Raw genomic sequence first — 22,033 nt, forward strand, 5'->3', positions numbered from 1 at the left:
AGCGGGCCGCGCCACCACAGCGTAGCAGCGGTGGCCGGCCAGCGCCGTCACGCGGGGAACACGCCGGTGGAGAGATACCGGTCGCCCCGGTCGCAGACCACGAAGACGATGGTCGCGTTGCTCACGCGCTGCGACAGCTGCAGCGCCGCCCAGCAGGCCCCGGCCGCCGAGATGCCGCCGAAGATGCCCTCTTCGCGCGCCAGGCGCCGGGCCATGTCCTCGGCATCGTCCTGGCTCACGTTCACGGTTTCGTCCACGGCGCGCGGGTCGAAGATCTTGGGCAGGTACTCCTGCGGCCACTTGCGGATGCCGGGGATGCGCGAGCCCTCCTGCGGCTGGGCGCCGATGATCTGGATGCCAGGGTTCTTTTCCTTGAGGAAGCGCGACACGCCCGTGATCGTGCCCGTGGTGCCCATGGCGCTCACGAAGTGGGTGATGCGCCCATCCGTCTGCTCCCACAGCTCGGGGCCCGTGGTCTCGTAGTGGATGCGCGGGTTGTCGGCATTGGCGAACTGGTCGAGCACCTTGCCCTCGCCCCGCTTTTGCATGGCCTCGGCCAGGTCGCGCGCATGCTCCATGCCGCCGCTCTTGGGCGTGAGCACCAGGTCCGCACCAAAGGCCTTCATGGTCTGGGCACGTTCGACCGACAGGTCTTCAGGCATCACCAGCACCATGCGATAGCCCTTGATCGCCGCCGCCATGGCCAGCGCGATGCCGGTGTTGCCCGAGGTCGCCTCGATCAGCGTGTCGCCCGGGCGGATGTCGCCGCGCTCTTCGGCGCGGCGGATCATCGACAGCGCCGGCCGGTCTTTCACCGAGCCCGCGGGGTTGTTGCCTTCGAGCTTGCCCAGGATCACGTTGCCCCGCGCGGTGTTGTCTGCCGCCCCAATGCGCTGCAGCGCCACCAGCGGCGTCTTGCCAATCGCGTCTTCAATCGTCGGATATTTCATGCGCCCTACTGTGCCATAATTTGAGTCTTCACGAATTCCCTGCCCGGGTGGTGAAATTGGTAGACGCAGGGGACTCAAAATCCCCCGCCGCAAGGCGTGCCGGTTCGATTCCGGCCCCGGGCACCATCGAATGCACCCATGCATCCAGATGAATCCAACCCGCTACATCTCCTAGGTGAAGCGGGTTTTTCTTTGCCCTGTCCCATATAAGCAGGCTTCCATGACCTGCACGAAGCACCTCAATGGCTCGACACCGGTGCGACGGACAGGGCAGGCAGCACGCACAAGAAGCCAGAAACTGTAGCTCCACTCAGGCGGCCCCAAAAGCATGGCCGCTAGGGCGACCGTGTAAGGTAACCTATTGCCAGCACATGGTTTTTGCCTTCGAAATTTGAAGCGCCAGAACTTCCGACAAGCCCCACGATGCCCCTCACCCTTCCCCAGTTAGAACGCCACCTTTTCAAAGCTGCAGACATCTTGCGCGGCAAGATGGATGCCTCGGAGTTCAAGGAATACATCTTTGGCATGCTGTTCCTCAAACGCTGCTCCGATGTCTTCGACCAGCGCCGCGAGGAAGTCATCGCCCAGGAGACAGCGGCCGGAAGCAGCCAGGTGGACGCCATCATGAGCTCCGAAACCCGGCGCTGGTACGGCCAGTCGTTTTATGTACCCCCTGATTCCCGTTGGCAGTATCTGGTCAACGACGCGCATGTCGATGTTGGCGGCTTTCTGAACCGGGCACTGGGTGGCCTGGAAAGCAACAACTCCAGTCTGAGTGAGGTACTGGAGCACATCGACTTTTCGCGCAAAGTGGGTCAAAGCAAGATACCTGACATCAAGCTGCGCCAGCTCATCAGCCACTTCAGCACCTACCGCCTGCGCAACGAGGATTTCGAGTTCCCGGACCTGCTGGGCGCCGCCTACGAGTACCTGATCGGCGAGTTCGCTGATTCGGCCGGCAAGAAGGGCGGAGAGTTCTACACCCCGCGCTCGGTGGTGCGCATGATGGTGCGGCTGGTCAAGCCCGAGCAGCGGCACAGCATCTACGACCCTTGCGTAGGCTCGGGTGGCATGCTGATCCTGGCCAAGGAATACATCGACGAACACGGTGGCGACGGGCGCCGGGCCGACCTGTGCGGGCAGGAGGCCAACGGCACCGTCTGGTCCATCGCCAAGATGAACATGCTGCTGCACGGCATCAGCACGGCCGACCTGCGCAACGAAGACACCCTGGCCGAACCGCAGCATGTGGAAGATCGCGAACTGATGCGCTTTGACAGGGTGCTGTCGAACCCGCCGTTTTCCATCAACTGGGGCAGCACCGACAGCGACCGCACGGGCCAGTCCACCTGGGCGCCCAAGTTCCGCGCCGAGCGGTTCAAATATGGCGAGGTACCGCTGGGCAGCAAGAAGGCCGACCTGATGTTCCTACAACACATGGTGGCTGTGCTGCGCGAGGGCGGCATGCTGGCCACCGTGATGCCGCACGGCGTGCTGTTCCGAGGCGGTGAAGAACGGGCCATTCGCTCCGCCATGATCGAGGCCGACCTGCTGGAAGCCGTGATTGGCCTGCCCGCCAACCTGTTCTACGGCACCGGCATCCCCGGCTGCGTGCTGGTGATGCGCCAGCGCCAGGGCAACGCCAGCGGCAAACCGGCCGAGCGCCAGGGCAAGGTGCTGTTCATCAACGCCGACCGCGAATACTTCGAGGGCCGGGCGCAAAACCACCTGCTTCCCGAGCACATCGAGAAGATCGTCAACACCTTCGATTCGTTTGCCGAGGTGCCGGGCTTTTCCGCCATCGTCTCGACCGCCACGCTGCGCGAGAACGACTTCAACCTCAACATCCGCCGCTACGCCGACAACGCGCCACCGCCCGAACCCCACGACGTGCGCGCCCACCTGTTGGGCGGCGTGCCCAAGGCCGAAGTGCAAGCCAAGGCCGCATTGTTCGCCGCACACGGCCTGGACCCGCTGGCAATATTTGCAGAGCGCGATGCCCACTACTTCGACTTCCGCGCCGAGCTGGACCAGCGGCAGGCCATCAAGCCCGCAGTCGAGGCCAACCCCGGCCTCATGGCCCGCGAGCAGGCCGTGCGGGACGCCTTTGATGCCTGGTGGATGGAACACAGCCCGCGCATCACCGCGCTGGCGGGTGCATCGGGCTTGGTGGGCCTGCGCAATGACATGCTGCACAGCTTCGCCGCCGCGCTGGAGCCGGTAGGGGTGCTCGGGCGGTTTCAGGTGCGCGGCATCGTGGCCGGCTTCTGGGACGATGCCAAGTACGAGTTCATGACCTTGATGGCGCGCGGCGCCCATGGCGTGGTAGATGCCTGGCGCACCAGCATCCTCACCGCGCTGGACGACGAAAAGGCCAAGGACAACCCGCTGGACCACAAGCTGGTGAAGTTTCTGATGGCGGAGTTTGTCGAGGCGTTGGCCGATCTTGAAGCACGCAAGGCTGCGCTGGACGGTCAGATCAAGGCGGCAACGCCGGACAAGACGAATGGCGAGGATGGCGATGAATCAGAGCCCGCTGACGAGGAGACCGTGGTCGATGAGGCACAGCTCAAGGAATGGAAGAAGCAGCTCGCCGCTTTGAAAAAGGAGATGAAGGCCAAGGAGCAGACTTTCGCCCAGCAGCTCAATGCGGCGGTCAATGCCCTGGACGAAGCCTGTGCGGCCACGTTGTTGCTGGCGATCCTGCACAACGATATGCAGATGATCCTGGATCGATATATCAATGCGCAGCGGCAGCAAGTGGTCGCTGCGTTTGAGAATTGGTGGGACAAGTACCGGGTGACACTGAACGATATCGAGGGAGAGCGAGACGCGGCATCCGCAGTATTGCGCAACTTTTTTCAAGAGCTCGGCTATGCCTGAGGAATTGGGGCCTTCAGCATGGAAGCAGACTAGTCTTGATGGTCTTGCAGAATACATCAATGGCTTCGCATTCACCGACAGTTACTGGTCGAACGAAGGCTTGCCTATTGTCCGAATCGCACAAATTACAGGCTCGCAAGGCATCGTTGATCGCTACCAAGGTTTGCTGTCTGACACCTTTAGATTGACCGACGGAGATCTGATCTTCTCTTGGAGCGGCACTCTGGCGGTTGTACGATGGAATGGCGGCCCGGCATGGTTGAACCAGCACCTTTTCAAGGTGATCCCGCGAAAGGGCGTTGATCGCGACCTACTGTTTCACTTGCTGCAGGCTTCCGTTGCCGAGATGGACAAGCGGACTCACGGCAGCACAATGAAGCACATCAAACGTGGCGAACTCCGGGACTTCATCGTGTCAGTGCCTGTCGAGGCTGACGAGCAGCGGGCTCTGGCGCGAGTCCTCGACGCCCTCGACGGTAAAATCCGCCAGACCGAAGCGATCATCAAAAAGCTCAAGCAGGTCAAGCAGGGGTTACTGCACGACCTGCTGACCCGCGGCATCGACGCCAACGGCGAATTGCGCCCGCCGCAGAGCGAGGCGCCTCACCTCTACAAGGAATCGCCGCTGGGGTGGATCCCGAGAGAGTGGGAGGCCGGCATGCTCGCAGATTGGCTTGAAGGCAGACCAAAGAATGGATACTCACCTCAGCCAGCCGGCAGATGGACCGGTATCCAGATGCTTGGTCTTGGCTGCTTGACTGCGACGGGTTTTCAACCACGCCAGTTAAAGGATGCGCCCGCAGGCGATCCCCTAGTCAAACCAGCTTTCCTAGCTCCAGGCGACTTGCTCATGAGCCGCGCCAATACAAGAGAGCTTGTTGGAATGGTCGGCACCTACCGCGACATCGGTACTCCATGTTGCTATCCCGACCTTATGATGAAACTGACTCCAAATTCGCGCACATCGGCGATGTTCTTGGAACTGGTTCTGGGTGCACCCGCCGCGCGTCGACAGATCCAAGCTTCGGCATCCGGAACTTCAGGCAGCATGGTCAAAATCAGCAGTGACATCGTAATGTCATTGAGCATTGCCGCCCCTTGCCTCGATGAGCAGCATTGCATGCTTAACTTCGTGAGTGCGTACGATGAACGCATCCGTCTCGAACTCGAATCTTGTAAACAGCTAAGTGCAGTGAAATCCGGCCTCATGGACGACCTCCTCACCGGCCGCGTCCGCGTCACTTCGCTGATCGACACCGCTCCATGAACAGCACCCCGCCCTCACTGCCCGCCCGAGAGTCGCTGACGGTCGAATTCAAGAGCGACCGCAAGCGCCTGTCGGACACCGACCTGGTGGAGGCAGTGGTCTGCCTGGCCAATGCCGAAGGTGGCGAGCTGTGGCTGGGCGTGGAAGACGACGGCACGCCGACCGGCCTGCACACCGAACATTTGCAGCTGGCAGGCCTGGGTGGGCTGGTGGCTGCACGCACCTCGCCGGCCGTGGCGGTCACCGTCACGCCGGTCTTTCTGGGTGGCGTGAATCTCGCCCACATTGCCGTGCCCAAGGGCAGTGCCGAGGTGTCCACCAGCGGCGGCGTCTACCTGCGCCGCCGCATCAAGCACGACGGCACGCCCGAATGTGCTCCCATGCTGCCGCACGACCGCGCCAGCCGCACAGCGCACTTCGGCCTGGCCGATGCGTCGGCCCTGCCAGTGGCAGGCGCCACCCTGGCCGATCTGGACCCCCTGGAGCGCGAGCGCCTGCGCCAGAGCGTGCAGCAATATGGCGGTGACCGCGTGCTACTGGACCTGGACGACGAGGCACTGGACGGCGCGCTGGGCCTGACGGCACGCCAAGCCAATGGCACGCGTGCGCCCACGCTGACCGGCCTGCTGCTGGTGGGCCGTGAACAGGCGCTGCGCGACCTGGTGCCCACGCACGAGTTCGCGTTTCAGGTGCTGGCGCGCGAGGCGGTGGGCTTCAACGAGTTCCGCCGCTTCCCGCTGCTCAAGGCGCTCGATTGGCTGGAAACCAACTTTCGCCCCTACAACCCTGAGCATGAGATTCAGGTCGGCCTGTTCCGGGTGCCTGTGCCGCGGGTGGACTTCGGCGCCTTTCGCGAAGCAGTGGCCAACGCGCTGGTGCACCGCGACTACCACCGCCTGGGCGCCGTGCACGTGCGCCTGGACGATGAGGGCCTGACCATCAGCAACCCAGGCGGCCTGGTGGACGGAGTGACGCTGGCCAATCTGCTGACCACCGAGCCGCGACCGCGCAACCGGGCACTGGCCGATGCCATGAAGCGCGTGGGCGTGGTGGAACGCTCGGGCCGGGGCGTGGACAAGATTTACCGAGGCATGCTGCGCTTTGGCAGGCCTGAGCCTGACTATCGGCGCACCGATTCGCAGAACGTGGTGTTGCGGCTGGCCACGGTGGACGCGGACGAGGCGTTCCTGAAACTGGTGGTGGCCGAAGAAGGCCGGCTTGGCACAGCCCTGCCCATTGACAGCCTGATCGCACTGGCGGCCTTGCGAGAGCTGAAGCGGCTGACCTCCGAAGACCTTGCCGCGCACATCCAGCGCGACATCGCGCAGGCCAAGCGCACCCTGGAAACACTGCTGGAGGCGGGCCTGGTGCAGGCGCATGGCGCGACCAAGGGCCGCACCTACACGCTGTCGCCAGGGGTGTATATGGCAGACGGCAACAAGGCGGCCTACACACGGCAGGCAGGTTTCAGCGCTTTGCAGCACGAACAGCTGGTACTGAACTATGCACGGCAACACGGCAGTATTCGGCGCAGCGAGGTTGTGGAGCTGTGCCGGCTGACCGCCCCGCAGGCGCGCGACCTGCTAAAACGTTTGAAGGTGGCCGGGCGGCTGGTGCAGCATGGCGAGCGCCGTGGGGCCTACTACACCCTGGCTGAACCTGCCCAGGGCTGAATAGCCGTGGTGCACGAATATGGACGGATATGGACGGATATGGACGGATATGGACGCCTGCACCGCGCGTGAAAGCCCGCACATCCAGCATTCGGCCCAAGCGGGGGCGCCATTTGGACTGGGAAATGGATGGACTGTTGGACGGGTGGCGCACCTGCAAGGCGATTTGCACATAAGCCGTTGATTTATATGAGTCAATGCTGTTTGATGGCTGTTTGATGGCTGTTTGATGGCTGTTTGATGGCTGTTTGATCGACGCGCAGCGCCTTGGTGATCACTGAACCTGGGGATGTATATGGGTTGGGAATTGGACGAGGTCGAGCGACCTTTTGTCGAGCAACTGCAGACCCTGGGCTGGAAGCACGTGGCCGGCCACCTGGACAGCCCGGACACCACGGGCCGGGCCAGCTTTGCCGAGGTGATCCATCAGGCGACGCTGCGCCGCCAGCTCCTCGCGCTGAACCTGCGCGACGGCCAGCCCTGGCTCGATGCCGAGCGCCTGTCACAGGCCGTGGGCGCCATCACCCGCCTTCCGGCCCATCGGCTGATGGAGGCCAACCGCGCCGCCACCGAACTGCTGCTGGGCGGCATCACGGTCGAAGGCCTGCCGGGGTGGGACGGTGGGCGCAACCAGACCATCCATTTCATTGACTGGGAGCACCCCGAGCGCAACGAGTTCGTGGTGGTCAGCCAGTATCGGGTGGACTGCCTGCCGGGCTACACACGCGGCAAGGCCTTCATCGTGCCCGACCTGGTGCTGCTGGTGAACGGCATCCCCCTGGTGGTGGTCGAGTGCAAGAGCCCCAGTGTGCCCGAGCCGCTGGCCGATGCCGTGGACCAACTGCGCCGCTACAGCAACCAGCGCCACGCCAGCGGCGAGGTGGCCGACAACGAAGGCAATGAACCGCTGTTCCACACCAACCAGTTGCTGATTGCAACGAGCTTCGACGAGGCCCGTGTGGGCACCGTGGGTGCCGCCTTTCGCCACTATGCTGCCTGGAAAACGGTAGTGGGCGCCGATGGCCAGGGCACGGAGGCCGATGTGGCTGCGGCACTGGGCAAAGAACAGCTCTCAGAGCAGGAGCGACTGGTGGCCGGCTTGTTGCGACCAGCCAACCTGCTGGACGTGGTGCGGCACTTCACCCTGTTCATGGCGGTAGAGGGCATGACCGTGAAGGCGGTGTGCCGCTACCAGCAATACCGCGCCGTGGGCCGTGCCGCAATGCGCTTGCGCACCGGCAAGACCCGGGCACAAGACGGCGAACACGACCGGCGCGGCGGCATCGTCTGGCACACGCAGGGTTCGGGCAAGAGCCTGACCATGGTGTTCCTGATGCGCAAGCTGCGCACCGACCCGGCTTTGCGCCGCTTCAAGGTGGTGGTGGTGACCGACCGCACCGACCTGGAAGAGCAGCTTTCTGCGACTGCCACACTCACGGGGCAGAACGTCCTGCGCGCTACCTCGGCCGAGGATCTGAAGCGCCACCTGCGCCGCCAGGGGCCTGACATTGTGTTTGGCATGATCCAGAAGCAACGCAGCGGCGATGCGGCCGGTGAGCCAGGCCTGAAGGCAGAAGATTTCCCCAAAACCAGCACACGCGAGCCGTCGCCGGGCGCCTACCTCTCCGAGGTGCTGAACGCGGACGAACACATCCTGGTTCTTGTGGACGAGGCGCACCGCAGCCAGGCCGGCGATCTGCAGGCGGCACTGCAGGTGGGCCTGCCCAACTGCGCGCGCATCGGCTTCACTGGCACCCCGATCCTGATGGGCGACAAGAAGCGCACGCACGAGATCTTCGGCGAGTTCATTGACCGCTACACCATCCGCGAAGCCGAGGCCGACGGTGCCATCGTGCCCATCCTCTACGAGGGCCGCACGGCCAATGGCGCGCTGAAAGACGGCGCCAGCATGGACGACTTGTTCGAGGACCTGTTCCGCGAGCACACGGCCGAGGAGCTGGAGGCGATCAAGAAGAAGTACGCCACCAAGGGCCAGATTTTCGAGGCGCCGGACATGATTCGTGACAAGGCGCGCGACATGCTGCGGCACTACGTCACCAACATCTTGCCCAATGGCTTCAAGGCCCAGGTGGTGGCCTACAGCCGATTGGCGGCGGTGCGCTACCTGGACGCCTTTATTGCAGCGCGCGACGAGTTGCTGGCCGAGGCCGGGGCCCTGAGCACCGACGACAAGGCGATGGACGATGAAACCCTTTGCCAACGGCCGCCGGCCGTGCAGGCACAGGTGCAGGCCTGGCGCTACCGCGAGGTGCTGGGCCGGATTGAGTTTGCACCCATCATCTCGGGCAGCAACAACGATGACCCGGTGTGGAAGCACTGGACCGATAGCGCAGCACAGGAGCAGCGCATCAAGCGCTTCAAGCAGCCGCTGCTGCACAAGGAGCCGGCCAAGGCCGATCCCCTGGCTTTCCTGATCGTGAAGTCCATGCTGCTCACGGGCTTTGACGCGCCGATCGAGGGCGTGATGTACCTGGACCGGCCGATACGCGAGGCGGAACTGCTGCAAACCATTGCGCGGGTCAATCGCACGGGCCACGGCAAGAAGTTCGGCATCGTGGTGGACTACTTCGGGCTGGCCCACCACCTGAAGGAGGCGCTGAACGCCTATGCCGACGACGATGTCGACGGCGCGTTGCAGAGCCTGAAGGACGAGGTGCCTGTGCTGCGTGACCGCCACCTGCGGGTGGTGGACCTGTTCCGCAGCTGCGGCGTGGAGAATCTGACCGACGTGGAGGCCTGTGTCGAGTTGCTGGCCAACGAGCGGTTGCGCGCCGAATTCTCGGTCAAGCTCAAGGCCTTTCTGGACACCCTGGACGTGGTGCTGCCGCGCCCCGAGGGTCTGCCGTTTTCGCCCGATGCCAAGCTGCTTGCCTTCATCTACGCCCGGGCTCGCAACCGCTACCGCGACACACCGGTGCTTGGCAAGGATGTGGGTGCCAAGGTGCGCAAGCTGATCGACGATCATGTGGTTTCGATGGGTGTGGACCCGAAGATCCCGCCCATCTCGCTGACCGATGCCGACTTTGGCAACAAGGTGGCTCGCGAGCCCAACGACCGGGCCAAGGCTTCGGAGATGGAGCACGCCATCCGGGCACACATCCGGGAGCATCTGGACCAGGACCCGGTGGCCTTTCGCAAGCTGAGTGAGCGCCTGCGTGAGTTGCTCCACCAGCTTGGCGAGCAATGGGATGAACTGACCAAGGCCTTGCAGGTGCTGATAGACGAGATCCGCACGGGGCACGCCGTGCACGATGAGCGCCTGCCGGACCTGCCCGCGCAGTATGGGCCATTCCTGCGGCTGGTGGTCGATGCTGCGGCTGGCGACCGTGCCATCACGCAGGCCGAGCAAAAGAAGCTGGTCGACCTGTCCGTGGAGGTGGTAGACACCATGGTGTCGGAGCTGACCGACAACTTCTGGCGGCCGAACCGGCAACCGGCACAGGACGCGCTCGGCACGCGGATCTTTGAAATCCTGATGAAGTCGCGCCTGATGCCGACGCCTCATATCGAAGCACTGGTCGACAAGCTGATGGAACTGGCGCGGGCAAACCACGACCGGCTGCTGAAAGCATGAGCACGCTGAGCGTCAACGACCTGCGTTTCGAGGTGCGGCGCAGCAACCTGCGGCGCGCGCTGGAGATTACCGTGGACCGGAGTGGTGAACTGATCCTGTCAGCACCGCCCGAGGTGCCAGACGCTGCACTGCGCGACTTCGTGCAGCGCAAGCGCATGTGGATCTACAAGCAGATGGCACGCAGGGAGTTACTAGCAAACGAGCCACCGCACAAGGTCTTCACCGATGGCGAGGGCTTCGCCTACCTGGGCCGCAACTACCGCTTGCGCCTGGTGCCCGAATCGGACGCCGCAGTAAAGCTGGTCAGCGGGCGTTTCGTGATGCCCAAGGCGCTGGCTCAAGATGGCCGAGAACACCTGGTCCGCTGGTACTGCGAGCGGGCCCGGCCTTGGCTAATGAGCAAGGTGCAGGACTTTTCGGCCAGAATGGAAGTGGAGCCGGCTGGCGTACGCGTTCAGGATTTGGGCTACCGCTGGGGTTCATGTGGCAAGGGCAGCCTGCTGTATTTCCACTGGAAAACCATCTTGCTGCCAGCACGCATTGCAGAGTATGTTGTGGTGCACGAGATGGCTCACCTTCACGAGCCACATCACACTTCCGAGTTCTGGCGCCGTGTAGAGCGCGCCATGCCGGACTACGAGCGGCGCAAGGTGTGGCTTGCCGAGCGCGGGATGGAAGTCGAAGGTTTGTGAGATTTGCTGGCCGACGCTGCAAGCCTTGAGATGATTTTTTTGCAGAGATCCCTAGTGTGATGGGTTTGTTGCGGATCACGCCGCCTTAACACTCTGCAAAGGTAGTGTCTCTTTTCTTTTGGACGATATTTTCAAAAAAGCGGGTTCCCGATACGTTTTCCCCTTCTTGACTTGAACGCGGCGGTGGCGCCGCGACAACGGCAAACGGAGGTTACTCATGTTCGATACAGGCCGATGGAATGTGACCGACCCGGCCGGGCGACAGGTTGGCGTGGTCGATGGCGACGAGTATGTGCGCGATGGCGACCACCTGCTCTACCGCATCGACGGCAATGAACTCTACTCCGCCGGCCCCGAGGGGCGGCTGTTTGGCTTCATCGAGGGCGAATTGGTAATCGCGCCTGCGACCAGTTCGCTGCTTCTGCGTTTCACCCGGGAATAGGCCGGCCCCTCCCGCTACGGCTTGTGCTCCATGCTGCGGAGCACGTTCTCCCCCGCCTTCTGCACATGCGCGGCAGACAGCTTGGCCGCAGCGTCGCCATCGCCGCGCTCGATGGCCGACACGATGGCGTTCAACTCCTGCAGCGTATAAGGCAGCCGCTCGGGCTGGGCCATGGAGATGCGGCGCAGCACCGTCACGCGGTTGTTGAGCTGGCGCAGCATCTGGCCGGCGACGAGGTTGCCGCAGCCGTCGACGAGGATTTCGTAGAACTGGTTCTTGGCCTGGAGCAGCCGGGCCCGGTCCTGCGCCAGGGCGGGTTTGGCCAGTTCGTTGAGCTTGGCGCGCAGGGCGCGCACCTGCTCGGGCGGGGCTTTGAGCGCGAACCCCCGGGCGGCAAGGCTTTCGAGGTGGGCGCGCACTTCGTAGATGTCGCGCACCTCACTGGGTGAGATGGTGCTCACCTCCGGCCCGCGGTGCGGGACGATGGTGATCAGCCCCTCGGCCTGCAGGTGCTGCAGGGATTCGCGCACGCAAGAGCGGCTGACCTCCAGGCTTTCGCACAGTTCGCGCTCCGAAAGCTTCTGGCCGGGCGAAAAGACCCCGTCGAGGATGGCCTGGCGCAGCGCGCTGGTGGCGCGCTCGCGCAGGGAGGTTTCTTCACGGGGCACACGGAGCATGGCGGTCATCGCGGCATCCTAGCGGATCTTCCTGCAAACAGATTGTCTGAAAACCATACAACGCTTGTCCAAGACCAGCTGCCATAATATGATTGTCTGACAATCTTATTGTATTTAATCTGCAGCACAAGCTTCCGCTGCGCTTTCCAGTCCTTTGCCATCCAGGAGTTTTCATGACCCGAGCCCTCGCCCCCAAGAACCCTGCCCTGTTCGACCAGGGCCTGTCCACCCGCCGCGAGGTGCTGGGTGCCGGCTACGTCGATGCCGCCATCCAGAACGCGACGGACTTCAACATCGACATGCAGGAGATGGTGACCCAGTACTGCTGGGGCGATGTGTGGAACCGGCCGGGGCTGGAACGCAAGACGCGCTCGTTCCTGAACCTGGCCATGCTGACGGCGTTGAACCGCCCGCACGAGCTCAAGCTGCATGTGCGCGGCGCCATCAACAATGGCGTGACGCGCGACGAGATCAAGGAGGTGTTCCTGCAAACCGCGATCTACTGCGGCGTGCCCGCAGCGATCGACTCCTTCCGCGTGGCGGCGGAGGTCTTCAAAGAAATGGACCAGTAACCGGCACGAACAAAGGCACCACACCGGGGTGTGGCGCCTTGGGCCTACGGGCTCTGCAACCGAGCCTGAGGGGCGGGCGGGCTAGGGCCTGTTCACACTAATTTCGGGGATCGCGTTGCCCGGCCTGGGGGCTGGATGCAAGGCGCCCGCGTGCAGCAAGGTGTGCACCTTGCAAGCGCGGGCAACGCCGCAGACGGCCCCCAGGCCGGCCAACCCGAAGGGAAGGCCCTTGCCGGCGCGCCACTCGTTGTTGCGCTCCTTGCGTGTGCAAATGCACACGCTGCGTCACGCGCCTGGACTGGCACGCCGGCAAGGGCCTTCGCGACCCCGAAATTAGTGTGAACAGGCCCTAAGGCTTGCGCGCGCCCGAGGCGATTTCGTCCAGCGCCTGCATGGCCTCTTCGCGGCTGGCCCAGCCATCGTTGGTGACCAGCGTGTTGTGGCCGTCCACCACCAGGTTGCTGCAGTAGTACCGGCCCGCCTGCTCGCGCAGCGTGGCCGAGTAGGTCGATCCGTCGTACTCACCGAAAACGTTCTCTTCGTGCGGGTCTTGCATCATGGCCTCCTTGTGGTTGCCATTGTGCGATGACCTGCTGCCCCGGTGTGTAGGCGCAGTGCGCAGGGCCTGCCCAAGACGGCAGGCCGCGAGCGCCGTGGGTCAGTCAGTTGTTCTGCCTGCGCACCAGGTGGCGACCGGTGTCGGTGATGGTCAGCTGGCCATGCGCATTCTTGGCAATGAAGCCGTGCTCGTACAAGCGCCCGGACACATGCTCCTTGAGCGCCGAGGTGACGCTGATGTTCTCCATCTCCAGGTGCTTCAGGGCGGCGAGTTCGTCCACCGTGGGCTCGAAATGGGGGGCATGGTAGACGGGGATGTAGTTCGCGTTCAATGTCATGACGGCTCCTTGATGAAATAGTGAAGGTATGAGGTGCCTGCATGGCCCCGGGGATGCCTCCCCCAAGCCACACACGGGTGTGACCCGCGCACCGCGCATACGTTCCGTCCATCTTTCCAACCGGGCTGTAGGACCAGGGAGGACGCGGCCCTCATCCCACCATTGCCCGCGCCACCAGCGTAGACCTGTCCGTCGCAAGGCGCAAGCGGGGGAGCCCCTTGCTCAGGCACTGCCCTGAGCGGCCTCCTGGAGCCATTGCGAAAACGCTGCCAGAACCGGCGACTGCACATGCGCAGGGCTCACCAGGTAGTAGCCGCGCTCGCCCTGCAGCGGCTGGTTGCAGGCCACCACCAGCTCCCCGCGTGCCAGCTCCGCCTCGATGAGCAAGGGCGGGATCAGCGCCACGCCCAGGCCGCAGGTGGCGGCCAAGGCGAGCATGGAGAACAGCTCGTAGCGCGGGCCGTCGAGCGCATGCGGCGCATCGACGCCCATGGCCTCGAACCACTGGCGCCAGCCGTAGGGGCGCGTGCTTTGCTGCAGCAACGGCAGCTCGGTCAGCACCGCAGGGGCCACGGGCTGGTAAGCGCGGCCCAGGCCGCGCTGGGCGGCGGCCTCCAGCAGGCGCGGGCTGCACACGGGCACCACGTCCTCGTGCATGAGCAACTGGGCGGTGATGCCAGGCCAGTTGGCCACCTGCTCGGCCGTGCCGGCGTACAGGGCGGCGTCGAACGGGGCGTCGGCAAACAAAAAGGGGCGGGTCTGCGTCTCGATGTGGACCACGATGTCGGGGTGCAGCTGGGCCAGTTGCGGCAGGCGCGGTATCAACCAGCGCGTGGCAAAGGTCGGCACCGCCGCCAGGCTCAGCGTGCCGCCCTGGCCCTGGTGGGCCATCACATCGAGCGTGTCGCGCTCCAGCCCCTGCAGCCAGCGTGCCACCTGGCGGCCATAGTGCGCGCCGGCGGGCGTGAGCACCACGCCATGGCGTGTGCGTCGGAACAGCGCCACGCCCAGAAATTCCTCCAGTGCCTGGATCTGGCGCGACACGGCGCTTTGCGTGAGCGACAGCTCCTGCGCAGCACGGGTGTAGCTCTCGTGCCGGGCGGCGACTTCGAAACAGGCCAGGGCCTGGGTAGAGGGAATATTGCGGCGCATGCTGAACAGGAACTTGAAAACACCGAATCGGCACCCAATCGACCTTTGGCCAACTAAGTGCGCAGTATTCCATACATTCCAAAAACGCATTTCTGGATGAAAAGAACTCGCTTGCTGACAACCCCAGGCAGGCCTACGATGGCACCCATTCGCAGCACGGCCCCGTACCGTGCCCCCTCTTTCATCTGCTTCTTCACGGAGACACGCACCATGGCCAAAAACGCCGCCTTCCATTGGGACGACCCCTTTCTTCTCGACCAGCAACTGAGCGACGACGAGCGCATGGTGCGCGACGCGGCTGCGGCCTACTGCCAGGACAAGCTGGCACCGCGCGTGCTGGAAGCCTTCCGCCACGAGAAGATGGACACGACGATCTTCCGCGAGATGGGCGAAGTGGGCCTGCTGGGCCCCACCATCCCCGAGCAATACGGCGGCCCGGGCCTGAACTACGTGGCCTACGGCCTGATCGCTCGCGAGGTGGAGCGCGTGGACTCGGGCTACCGCTCGATGGCCAGCGTGCAGAGCTCGCTGGTGATGGTGCCCATTTATGAATTCGGCACCGAAGCCCAGCGCCAGAAGTATTTGCCCAAGCTGGCCAGCGGCGAGTGGATCGGCTGCTTCGGCCTGACCGAGCCCGACCATGGCTCCGACCCCGGCAGCATGGCCACGCGCGCCTACAAGGTGGACGGTGGCTACAAGCTCAAGGGCAGCAAGATGTGGATCACCAACAGCCCCGTGGCCGACGTGTTCGTGGTCTGGGCCAAGGAAGTCTCCGAAGGCGGCGCCGTGGGCCCCATCCGCGGCTTTGTGCTGGAAAAGGGCATGAAGGGCCTGACGGCCCCCGCCATCCACGGCAAGGTGGGCCTGCGCGCCAGCGTGACGGGCGAGATCGTGATGGACGACGTGTTCGTGCCCGAAGAAAACGCCTTCCCCGAAGTGCAGGGCCTGAAGGGCCCCTTCACCTGCCTGAACAGCGCACGCTACGGCATTGCCTGGGGTGCGCTGGGCGCGGCCGAGTTCTGCTGGCACACCTCGCGCCAGTACACGCTGGACCGCAAGCAGTTCGGCCGCCCCCTGGCCGCCAACCAGTTGATCCAGAAGAAGCTGGCCGACATGCAGACCGAGATCGCCATCGGCCTGCAGGCCTGCCTGCGCCTGGGCCGCATGAAGGACGAAGGCACGGCCGCGGTGGAAGCCACCTCCCTGATCAAGCGCAACAGCTGCGGCAAGGCGCTGGACATCGCCCGTCTGGCCCGCGACATGATGGGCGGCAACGGCATCAGCGACGAGTTCGGCGTGGCCCGCCACCTGGTGAACCTGGAAGTGGTGAACACCTATGAAGGCACGCACGACGTGCACGCACTGATCCTGGGCCGTGCGCAAACGGGTATTGCTGCCTTCAGCAACTAAGCCCACCAAGGGCGCGCCAACGCGCCCTGCCCTTCTACGGCCGCTGCCCCTTGCATGGTGCGGCGGCCGTCTGTCCTTTCATGATTTGCAGTTCCTGATCCTATGACCACACCTTCTGTCGGCGCCCTCGATGGCATCAAAGTCCTGGACCTCTCGCGCGTGCTGGCGGGCCCGTGGTGCACGCAGATCCTGGCGGACCTGGGCGCCGACGTGGTGAAGGTGGAGCGCCCCGGCGTGGGCGACGACACGCGCCACTGGGGCCCTCCGTTCCTCAAGGATGCTGAGGGCAACGACACCACGCAGGCCAGCTACTTCACGGCCTGCAACCGCAACAAGCGCTCTGTCACCATCGACATGGCCACGCCCGAGGGGCAGCAACTGATCCGCGACATGGCGCTGCAAAGCGATATCGTGGTCGAGAACTTCAAGGTCGGGGGCCTTAAACAGTACGGCCTGGACCATGCCAGCCTGCGCGCACTGAACCCGCGCCTCATCTACTGCTCGGTCACGGGCTTCGGGCAGGACGGGCCGTATGCCGAGCGCGCGGGCTATGACCTCATGATCCAGGCCATGACCGGCATGATGAGCATCACCGGCCGCGCCGATGGCGAGCCCGGCGGCGGCCCGCTGCGCGTGGGCGTGGCGCTGACCGACCTGTTCACTGGCGTGTACGCCAGCACGGCCATCGTCGCCGCGCTCAACGTGCGCCACCGCACGGGCGAAGGCCAGCACATCGACATGTCGCTGCTGGACGTGGGCATGGCCATTCTGGCCAACCAGGCTGCGGGTTTTCTGGCCACGGGCAATGCGCCCACGCGCCAGGGCAACAGCCACCCGAGCCTGGCGCCCTACCAGGACTTCCCCACGCAGGACGGCGCCATGCTGCTGGCCATCGGCAATGACGGCCAGTTCGCGCGCTTTTGCGCAGCCGCCGGCCAGCCCCAGTGGGCCGGCGACGAGCGCTTTGCCAGCAACACCCTGCGCGTGAAGCACCGCGCCGAGCTGATCCCTGCCATGGAGGCGCTCACCCGCACGCGCACCACGGCCGAGTGGATCACCCTGCTCGAAGACAAGGCCGTGCCCTGCGGCCCCATCAACACCATTGCCCAGGCCTTTGACGATGCGCAGGTGAAGGCGCGCGGCCTGGCCGTGGCCCTGCCGCGCTGGAAAGATGGCGAGGCGGGCGACGGCGTGGCGCACATCACCGGCGTGGCCAGCCCGCTGCGCCTGTCGGCCAACCCGCCCACGCTGCGCAACGCGCCGCCAGCCCTGGGGCAGCACACCGACGAAGTGCTGGCCGAGCTGGGGCTGGATGCAGCGCGCATCGCCCAGCTCCGGGCGGCCGGCGTGCTGTAGCGCCAACCCCGCACCAGTCCCGGGCCTGGCCTTGCAAGCCAGGCCTTTTTCATTTCTGAAGGCCATTGGCGTGCACCGACCGCGCCACAAAAAGCCGTACACAAACATTTACAACGCCCATAATGCAGTGGAGCGCCTTGGCGTCCCTCTGCCATTGCTGCGGTGATCTGTGGAATCCAAGGAGTCCCGTCATGAAGCTCAGCCTCAAGCTCCCCCTGGCCTTTACCGCGTCGCTGTTGCTGCTGTTTGCAGCGGCCATGTTCGGCATCAGCCGCCTGAACCAGGCCCTGGACACCTACGAAACCACCGTGGCGCAAAGCTTCCAGCACGAACGCATGGCGTCGGATGTGCTCAATGGCTTCAAGGTGCAGGTGCAGGAATGGAAGAACGTGCTGATCCGCGGCAAGGACCCGGCCCAGCTCACGCGCTACTGGGCAGCGTTCGAGAAGCAGGAAAAGTCCGTCGGCGACCAGGCCCGGAAGCTGCTGGCCGCCCTGCCCCCGGGCGAGGGGCGCGAGCGTGTGGCGAAGTTCGTGCAGGCCCATGAGCGCATGGGTGCGGCCTACCGCAAGGGCTTCGAGGCCTTCAAGGCCGCAGGGCAGGACGTGGAAGCCGGCGACAAGGCCGTGCAGGGCATGGACCGGGAGCCCTCGCAGTTGCTCGACCAGGCGGGCGAGTTGATCGGCAAGGCCAGCGGCGAGGTGGCCGACCGCGCCGCTGCCACGGCACAGCGCGCCACCACCATCAGCCTGGCCGTGATGCTGGTGGTGTGTGCCACGGGCATCGCCGGCGCCATCGTGTTCAGCCGCACGGTGACGCAGCCGCTGGGCAATGCCGTGCTGGTGTCGCAGGCCGTGGCGGGCGGCGACCTCACGGTGGCCACCGAGGTGCGTGGCCGGGACGAGATCGCGCAATTGCTCAACGCCCTGCACGCCATGCAGGGCAGCCTGTCGAACGTGGTGAGCAACGTGCGCACCAACGCCGACAGCGTGGCCCTGGCCAGTGCCGAGATCGCGCAGGGCAACAACGACCTGTCGGCCCGCACCGAACAACAGGCCAGCGCGCTCGAAGAAACCTCGGCCTCGATGGAGGAACTCAACTCCACCGTGCAGGCCAACGCCGACAACGCCCGCCAGGCCAACCAGCTGGCGCTCAATGCCTCCACCGTGGCGGTGCAGGGCGGCGATGTGGTCTCGGAGGTGGTCAAGACCATGAAGGGCATCAACGACAGCAGCAAGAAGATCGCCGACATCATCAGCGTGATCGACGGCATCGCCTTCCAGACCAACATCCTCGCGCTCAACGCCGCCGTGGAAGCCGCGCGCGCGGGCGAGCAGGGCCGCGGCTTTGCCGTGGTGGCCAGCGAGGTGCGCAGCCTGGCCGGGCGCAGTGCCGAGGCGGCCAAGGAGATCAAGAGCCTGATCCATGCCAGCGTGGAGCGGGTCGAGCAGGGCACGAGCCTGGTCGACAAGGCCGGCGCCACCATGACCGAGGTGGTGGCAGCGATCCGCCGCGTGACGGACATCGTGGGCGAGATCAGTGCGGCCAGCACCGAGCAGAGCCTGGGCGTATCGCAGGTGGGCGAGGCCATCACGCAGATGGACCAGGCCACGCAGCAGAACGCGGCCCTGGTGGAAGAAAGCGCTGCGGCCGCCGACAGTCTGAAGGTGCAGGCGCAGCAACTGGTGGACGCGGTGGCCGTGTTCCGGCTGCAAGGCGGCGACCAGGTCGCCCGCCCCTCCGCCAGCGCAGGTCGGGTGCCCCGCCTCGCAGCGGCATGAAGAACGCGAGGCGCTACTGCTGGTTTTAGCCCGCTGTCAGTAGGCGCGCAGGTGCGCCATGGTGGCCAGGCAGGCCTGGGCCACTTCCGTGCCCTTCTTCACGAAGTGCTCGCGGAAGAAGCGCACATGCTCTTCGTGCTCATGGAAGTCGCGCGGGGTGAGCACGGCGCTCATCACGGGCACCTCGGTGTCGAGCTGCACGCGCATCAGGCCATCGATGACGGCGGTGGTCACGAACTCGTGGCGGTAGATGCCGCCATTGACCACCAGGGCGCAGGCCACAATGGCATCGTAGCGCCCGGTTTGCGCGAGCTTCTTGGCCAAAAGCGGAATCTCGAATGCGCCGGGCACGTCGAAATGCTCGACCTGGTCGGCCGCCAGGCCATTGCGGCCGAATTCCGCCACGGCCGCATCGCGGGCCTGGTGGACGATGTCCCGGTGCCAGCTGGCGCAGATCACCGCAACGCGTTCGCCGCGCGGGGCACCGCTGCCGGCAATGGCCGTGACTGCATGGGGAGGGAGAGGCTGATTCATGGATTTTCTCGTACGAAAGAAAAGGATTACCAGAATCAGGGCGCGCGCGAACAAGGCGGCTGCCCACGGCAAGGCGCACGCGCGAGACGGCCGGCCCTATGGCGTCGCCGGTCCGAAAACCGGCCACGCCCAGCGGCGGCAGCCTGCCCACGCGGGCGCCCACACCGGCGGCAGGGGCCCATGGTTTCGCGATCTCTTTCATCCGGACTGTGACCGTCGGCTCTGGCATCGCACCAGATCTGCTGACCCCGCCGCTCCTGCCATGCATCCGAAGATGCACCGGCCAGTTGCCACGGGCGCTCGCGGGCTGCTGCGCGGCCCCGGATGGCCCAAGACTGCACAGATACCGCCGGTGGGGAATTGCACCCCGCCCTGAGAACGCTGCCGGGCGGAAAGCTTTTCTGCCCGGCAGCGCTATTCTAGGGAAAAACCCGCACTCTTGCAGTCGCCTGCAAGACCAGCCTGGTCTCAGCGCGGCTTTTCAAAACCGCCTTCCACCCAGGCCGTGGCGCTGGCCACGGTGAGCTTGAAGCCCGGCGACACGGGCACACGCGCCAGCTCTTCGCCCAGCTCGTCCTGCGCGCTCAGCGTGGCCGTGGCGCCCTCCTCGTCGGGCACGATGGCCAGCGCCACGCGCAGGCGCTGGCCCTGCGCCGTGGTGATGGCCAGGTTCTTGTTGAGTTGGGCGTGCAGTTGCTGCTCGTGCCGGCGCAGCACCTCGCTGGCGGTCTTCACCAGGGTGTTGAAGGCCGAGACGTCGAGCGGCTTGGGGTTTTTCTTGTCGCGCCCCATGGTCCAGGGGCCCACCAGCGCGGGCTCGGCCTCGCCGTGCAGGGTCATGGACACGGCCCAGCCATCGTCGTCCTCGTTCTTGATGACGCGCGCCATCCAGCGCTCGTCGCTCCACAGGCGGGGCTCGTTGATGGGTTCGGGGATGTCCTGGTCGTCTGGCATGGGGGAGGTCCCGCAAGGATTCAATGAGAGAAAGGGCGCAGAGCATACTGGCCAATGGCAGCGTCTATTTTCGAATAACCTTTTGTTATCGATGGAGCGCCTGAGGCACTACAGGCGGCTCGCTCACGGTGCAGCCTCGGTGGGCGGGGCCGCCACCGCGCGCAGTACCTCGATGAAGGCCTGCGCGGCCGGCGGGGGCGGCTCGCCCAGCCGCGTGATGAGGCCGTAGTCCGGCATGCGGTCCGGCAGCTCCACCGGGATGCGCGCCAGCAGCCCCTTGTGGATGTAGCGCTCCACCAGGGCCGAGGGCTGCAGCGAGAGCATGTCGGTCGCCTGCATCATCTCCAGCGCGAACAGGAAAGAAGGGGTTTCGACCACCCCCGAAGCGAGTGCCAGCCCGTTGCGCCCGAAGATGTCGTCGGACACCTTGCGCAAGGCGGTGGATGCGGGGTACAGGATCCAGGGCCAGTGGGACAGCTCCGCCATGCCCAGGTCGCGCGCGCCGCGCAGCGGGTGGTGCACGCCCGCCACGACCTGCAGCGGCTCGCTGGACAGGCGCTCGTACTGGAACTGCGTTCGCTGCGCGTCGTCGGTGAAGCGGCCGATCATGAGATCGATCTTGCGCTCCGCCAGCCAGGCGACGAGCTGGTCGCTGCTCTGCTCCAGCACCTTGAGCACCAGCAGCGGGCGCAGGCGCTGTATCTCGGCCACGGACGCGATCAGCACGTGCGCAGCAGACCCTGTGATGGCGCCTATGGTGAGGTGACCGTGCCCGCCTTGCTTGAGCGCATTGAACTCTTCCACGAATTTGCGGTGCCCGGCCAGCGAGGAGGCGGCATAGCGCAAGGTGAACAGGCCCAGTTCATTGGGCCGCATGCCGCGCGACAGGCGCTCGAACAGGCGCGATTCGAGGATTTCCTCGATGTCCATCAGGATCTTGGTGGCCGCCGGCTGGGTGATGTGCATCTGCTCGGCCGTCAGGCGCAGGTTGCGCGTCTGGCCCAGGATGTCCAGAAACTGCAGGTGCCGAAAACGCAGCCTCGCGCAGGCCTGGGCCAGGGACAGGGGTTTACCCGGAAACGGGCCTGAAGTCATAAGCATTTGGAATGGATGCTAGCAAAAAAGTGAGTGGACCCGGCAAGGCCCAAAACCTAATCTCTGCCTTGCGTTCAGGAGGGTCCGTCAGAGACCTGATGGCG

Annotated in this window: 18 protein-coding genes, 1 tRNA gene and 1 riboswitch; of the genes, 11 read left to right on the plus strand and 8 right to left on the minus strand. The window is 64.9% G+C overall.

Annotation, left to right across the window (positions count from 1 at the left end; all coding sequences use genetic code 11):
* Positions 1 to 47: 47 nt before the first annotated feature.
* Positions 48 to 950, minus strand: coding sequence for a cysteine synthase CysM (gene cysM / locus U5N23_RS22490; RefSeq protein WP_322594954.1), 903 nt, complete (start codon positions 948 to 950; stop codon positions 48 to 50).
* A gap of 41 nt (positions 951 to 991) precedes the next feature.
* On the opposite strand from cysM, the gene U5N23_RS22495 reads away from it, so the two are divergent.
* From U5N23_RS22495 to U5N23_RS22525, 7 genes are all read left to right on the plus strand, one after another.
* A tRNA-Leu gene (locus U5N23_RS22495) sits at positions 992 to 1,076 on the plus strand.
* Positions 1,077 to 1,373: 297 nt separating this feature from the next.
* Positions 1,374 to 3,833: a class I SAM-dependent DNA methyltransferase gene (locus tag U5N23_RS22500; protein ID WP_322594955.1), complete on the plus strand. Its 2,460-nt coding sequence runs from the start codon at positions 1,374 to 1,376 to the stop codon at positions 3,831 to 3,833.
* A complete protein-coding gene (locus U5N23_RS22505) occupies positions 3,826 to 5,100 on the plus strand; it encodes a restriction endonuclease subunit S (protein ID WP_322594956.1) in 1,275 nt (424 codons plus the stop codon). Before U5N23_RS22500 ends, U5N23_RS22505 begins: the two co-directional genes overlap by 8 nt.
* Positions 5,097 to 6,773 carry a DNA glycosylase AlkZ-like family protein gene (locus U5N23_RS22510; RefSeq protein ID WP_322594957.1) on the plus strand — a complete coding sequence of 559 codons (1,677 nt, stop codon included), beginning with the start codon at positions 5,097 to 5,099 and terminating at the stop codon, positions 6,771 to 6,773. The genes U5N23_RS22505 and U5N23_RS22510 overlap by 4 nt, the downstream gene beginning before the upstream one ends.
* Positions 6,774 to 7,068: 295 nt before the next feature.
* Complete coding sequence (locus tag U5N23_RS22515) at positions 7,069 to 10,368, plus strand: type I restriction endonuclease subunit R (RefSeq protein ID WP_322594958.1); 3,300 nt, start codon at positions 7,069 to 7,071, stop codon at positions 10,366 to 10,368.
* Positions 10,365 to 11,060 carry a SprT family zinc-dependent metalloprotease gene (locus tag U5N23_RS22520; protein WP_322594959.1) on the plus strand — a complete coding sequence of 232 codons (696 nt, stop codon included), beginning with the start codon at positions 10,365 to 10,367 and terminating at the stop codon, positions 11,058 to 11,060. The genes U5N23_RS22515 and U5N23_RS22520 overlap by 4 nt, the downstream gene beginning before the upstream one ends.
* A gap of 217 nt (positions 11,061 to 11,277) precedes the next feature.
* A complete protein-coding gene (locus U5N23_RS22525) occupies positions 11,278 to 11,502 on the plus strand; it encodes a hypothetical protein (RefSeq protein WP_322594960.1) in 225 nt (74 codons plus the stop codon).
* A 14-nt stretch (positions 11,503 to 11,516) separates the two neighbouring features.
* On the opposite strand, the gene U5N23_RS22530 is transcribed toward U5N23_RS22525, so the two are convergent.
* A complete protein-coding gene (locus tag U5N23_RS22530) occupies positions 11,517 to 12,188 on the minus strand; it encodes a GntR family transcriptional regulator (protein ID WP_322594961.1) in 672 nt (223 codons plus the stop codon).
* Positions 12,189 to 12,352: 164 nt separating this feature from the next.
* Between U5N23_RS22530 and pcaC the strand changes: the two genes are divergently transcribed.
* Positions 12,353 to 12,751, plus strand: coding sequence for a 4-carboxymuconolactone decarboxylase (gene pcaC, locus U5N23_RS22535; protein WP_322594962.1), 399 nt, complete (start codon positions 12,353 to 12,355; stop codon positions 12,749 to 12,751).
* A gap of 349 nt (positions 12,752 to 13,100) precedes the next feature.
* Here the strand turns inward: pcaC and U5N23_RS22540 are convergent, their stop codons facing one another.
* From U5N23_RS22540 to U5N23_RS22550, 3 genes are all read right to left on the minus strand, one after another.
* On the minus strand, positions 13,101 to 13,307 hold the full coding sequence (locus U5N23_RS22540) for a hypothetical protein (RefSeq protein ID WP_157421847.1): 207 nt from the start codon (positions 13,305 to 13,307) through the stop codon (positions 13,101 to 13,103).
* Positions 13,308 to 13,413: 106 nt separating this feature from the next.
* Positions 13,414 to 13,647 carry a hypothetical protein gene (locus tag U5N23_RS22545; protein WP_322594963.1) on the minus strand — a complete coding sequence of 78 codons (234 nt, stop codon included), beginning with the start codon at positions 13,645 to 13,647 and terminating at the stop codon, positions 13,414 to 13,416.
* A gap of 222 nt (positions 13,648 to 13,869) precedes the next feature.
* Complete coding sequence (locus U5N23_RS22550) at positions 13,870 to 14,799, minus strand: LysR family transcriptional regulator (protein ID WP_322594964.1); 930 nt, start codon at positions 14,797 to 14,799, stop codon at positions 13,870 to 13,872.
* A 210-nt stretch (positions 14,800 to 15,009) separates the two neighbouring features.
* Between U5N23_RS22550 and U5N23_RS22555 the strand changes: the two genes are divergently transcribed.
* From U5N23_RS22555 to U5N23_RS22565, 3 genes are all read left to right on the plus strand, one after another.
* Positions 15,010 to 16,209 (plus strand): acyl-CoA dehydrogenase, encoded by a 1,200-nt coding sequence (locus U5N23_RS22555; RefSeq protein WP_322594965.1) that lies wholly within the window; start codon positions 15,010 to 15,012, stop codon positions 16,207 to 16,209.
* A 102-nt stretch (positions 16,210 to 16,311) separates the two neighbouring features.
* Positions 16,312 to 17,565 carry a CaiB/BaiF CoA-transferase family protein gene (locus U5N23_RS22560; protein WP_322594966.1) on the plus strand — a complete coding sequence of 418 codons (1,254 nt, stop codon included), beginning with the start codon at positions 16,312 to 16,314 and terminating at the stop codon, positions 17,563 to 17,565.
* Between the two features lie 191 nt (positions 17,566 to 17,756).
* Positions 17,757 to 19,346, plus strand: a complete 1,590-nt coding sequence (locus tag U5N23_RS22565; protein ID WP_322594967.1) for a methyl-accepting chemotaxis protein — start codon at positions 17,757 to 17,759, stop codon at positions 19,344 to 19,346.
* Between the two features lie 36 nt (positions 19,347 to 19,382).
* Here the strand turns inward: U5N23_RS22565 and U5N23_RS22570 are convergent, their stop codons facing one another.
* From U5N23_RS22570 to U5N23_RS22580, 3 genes are all read right to left on the minus strand, one after another.
* On the minus strand, positions 19,383 to 19,880 hold the full coding sequence (locus tag U5N23_RS22570) for a 6,7-dimethyl-8-ribityllumazine synthase (RefSeq protein WP_322594968.1): 498 nt from the start codon (positions 19,878 to 19,880) through the stop codon (positions 19,383 to 19,385).
* 186 nt (positions 19,881 to 20,066) lie between these two features.
* Positions 20,067 to 20,264, minus strand: a riboswitch (FMN riboswitch).
* 84 nt (positions 20,265 to 20,348) lie between these two features.
* Complete coding sequence (locus U5N23_RS22575) at positions 20,349 to 20,834, minus strand: hypothetical protein (protein ID WP_322594969.1); 486 nt, start codon at positions 20,832 to 20,834, stop codon at positions 20,349 to 20,351.
* Between the two features lie 123 nt (positions 20,835 to 20,957).
* Positions 20,958 to 21,935, minus strand: coding sequence for a LysR family transcriptional regulator (locus U5N23_RS22580; protein ID WP_322594970.1), 978 nt, complete (start codon positions 21,933 to 21,935; stop codon positions 20,958 to 20,960).
* Positions 21,936 to 22,033: the final 98 nt, after the last annotated feature.

Source organism: Acidovorax sp. (genome assembly GCF_034519795.1).
Lineage (GTDB): Bacteria > Pseudomonadota > Gammaproteobacteria > Burkholderiales > Burkholderiaceae_C > Acidovorax.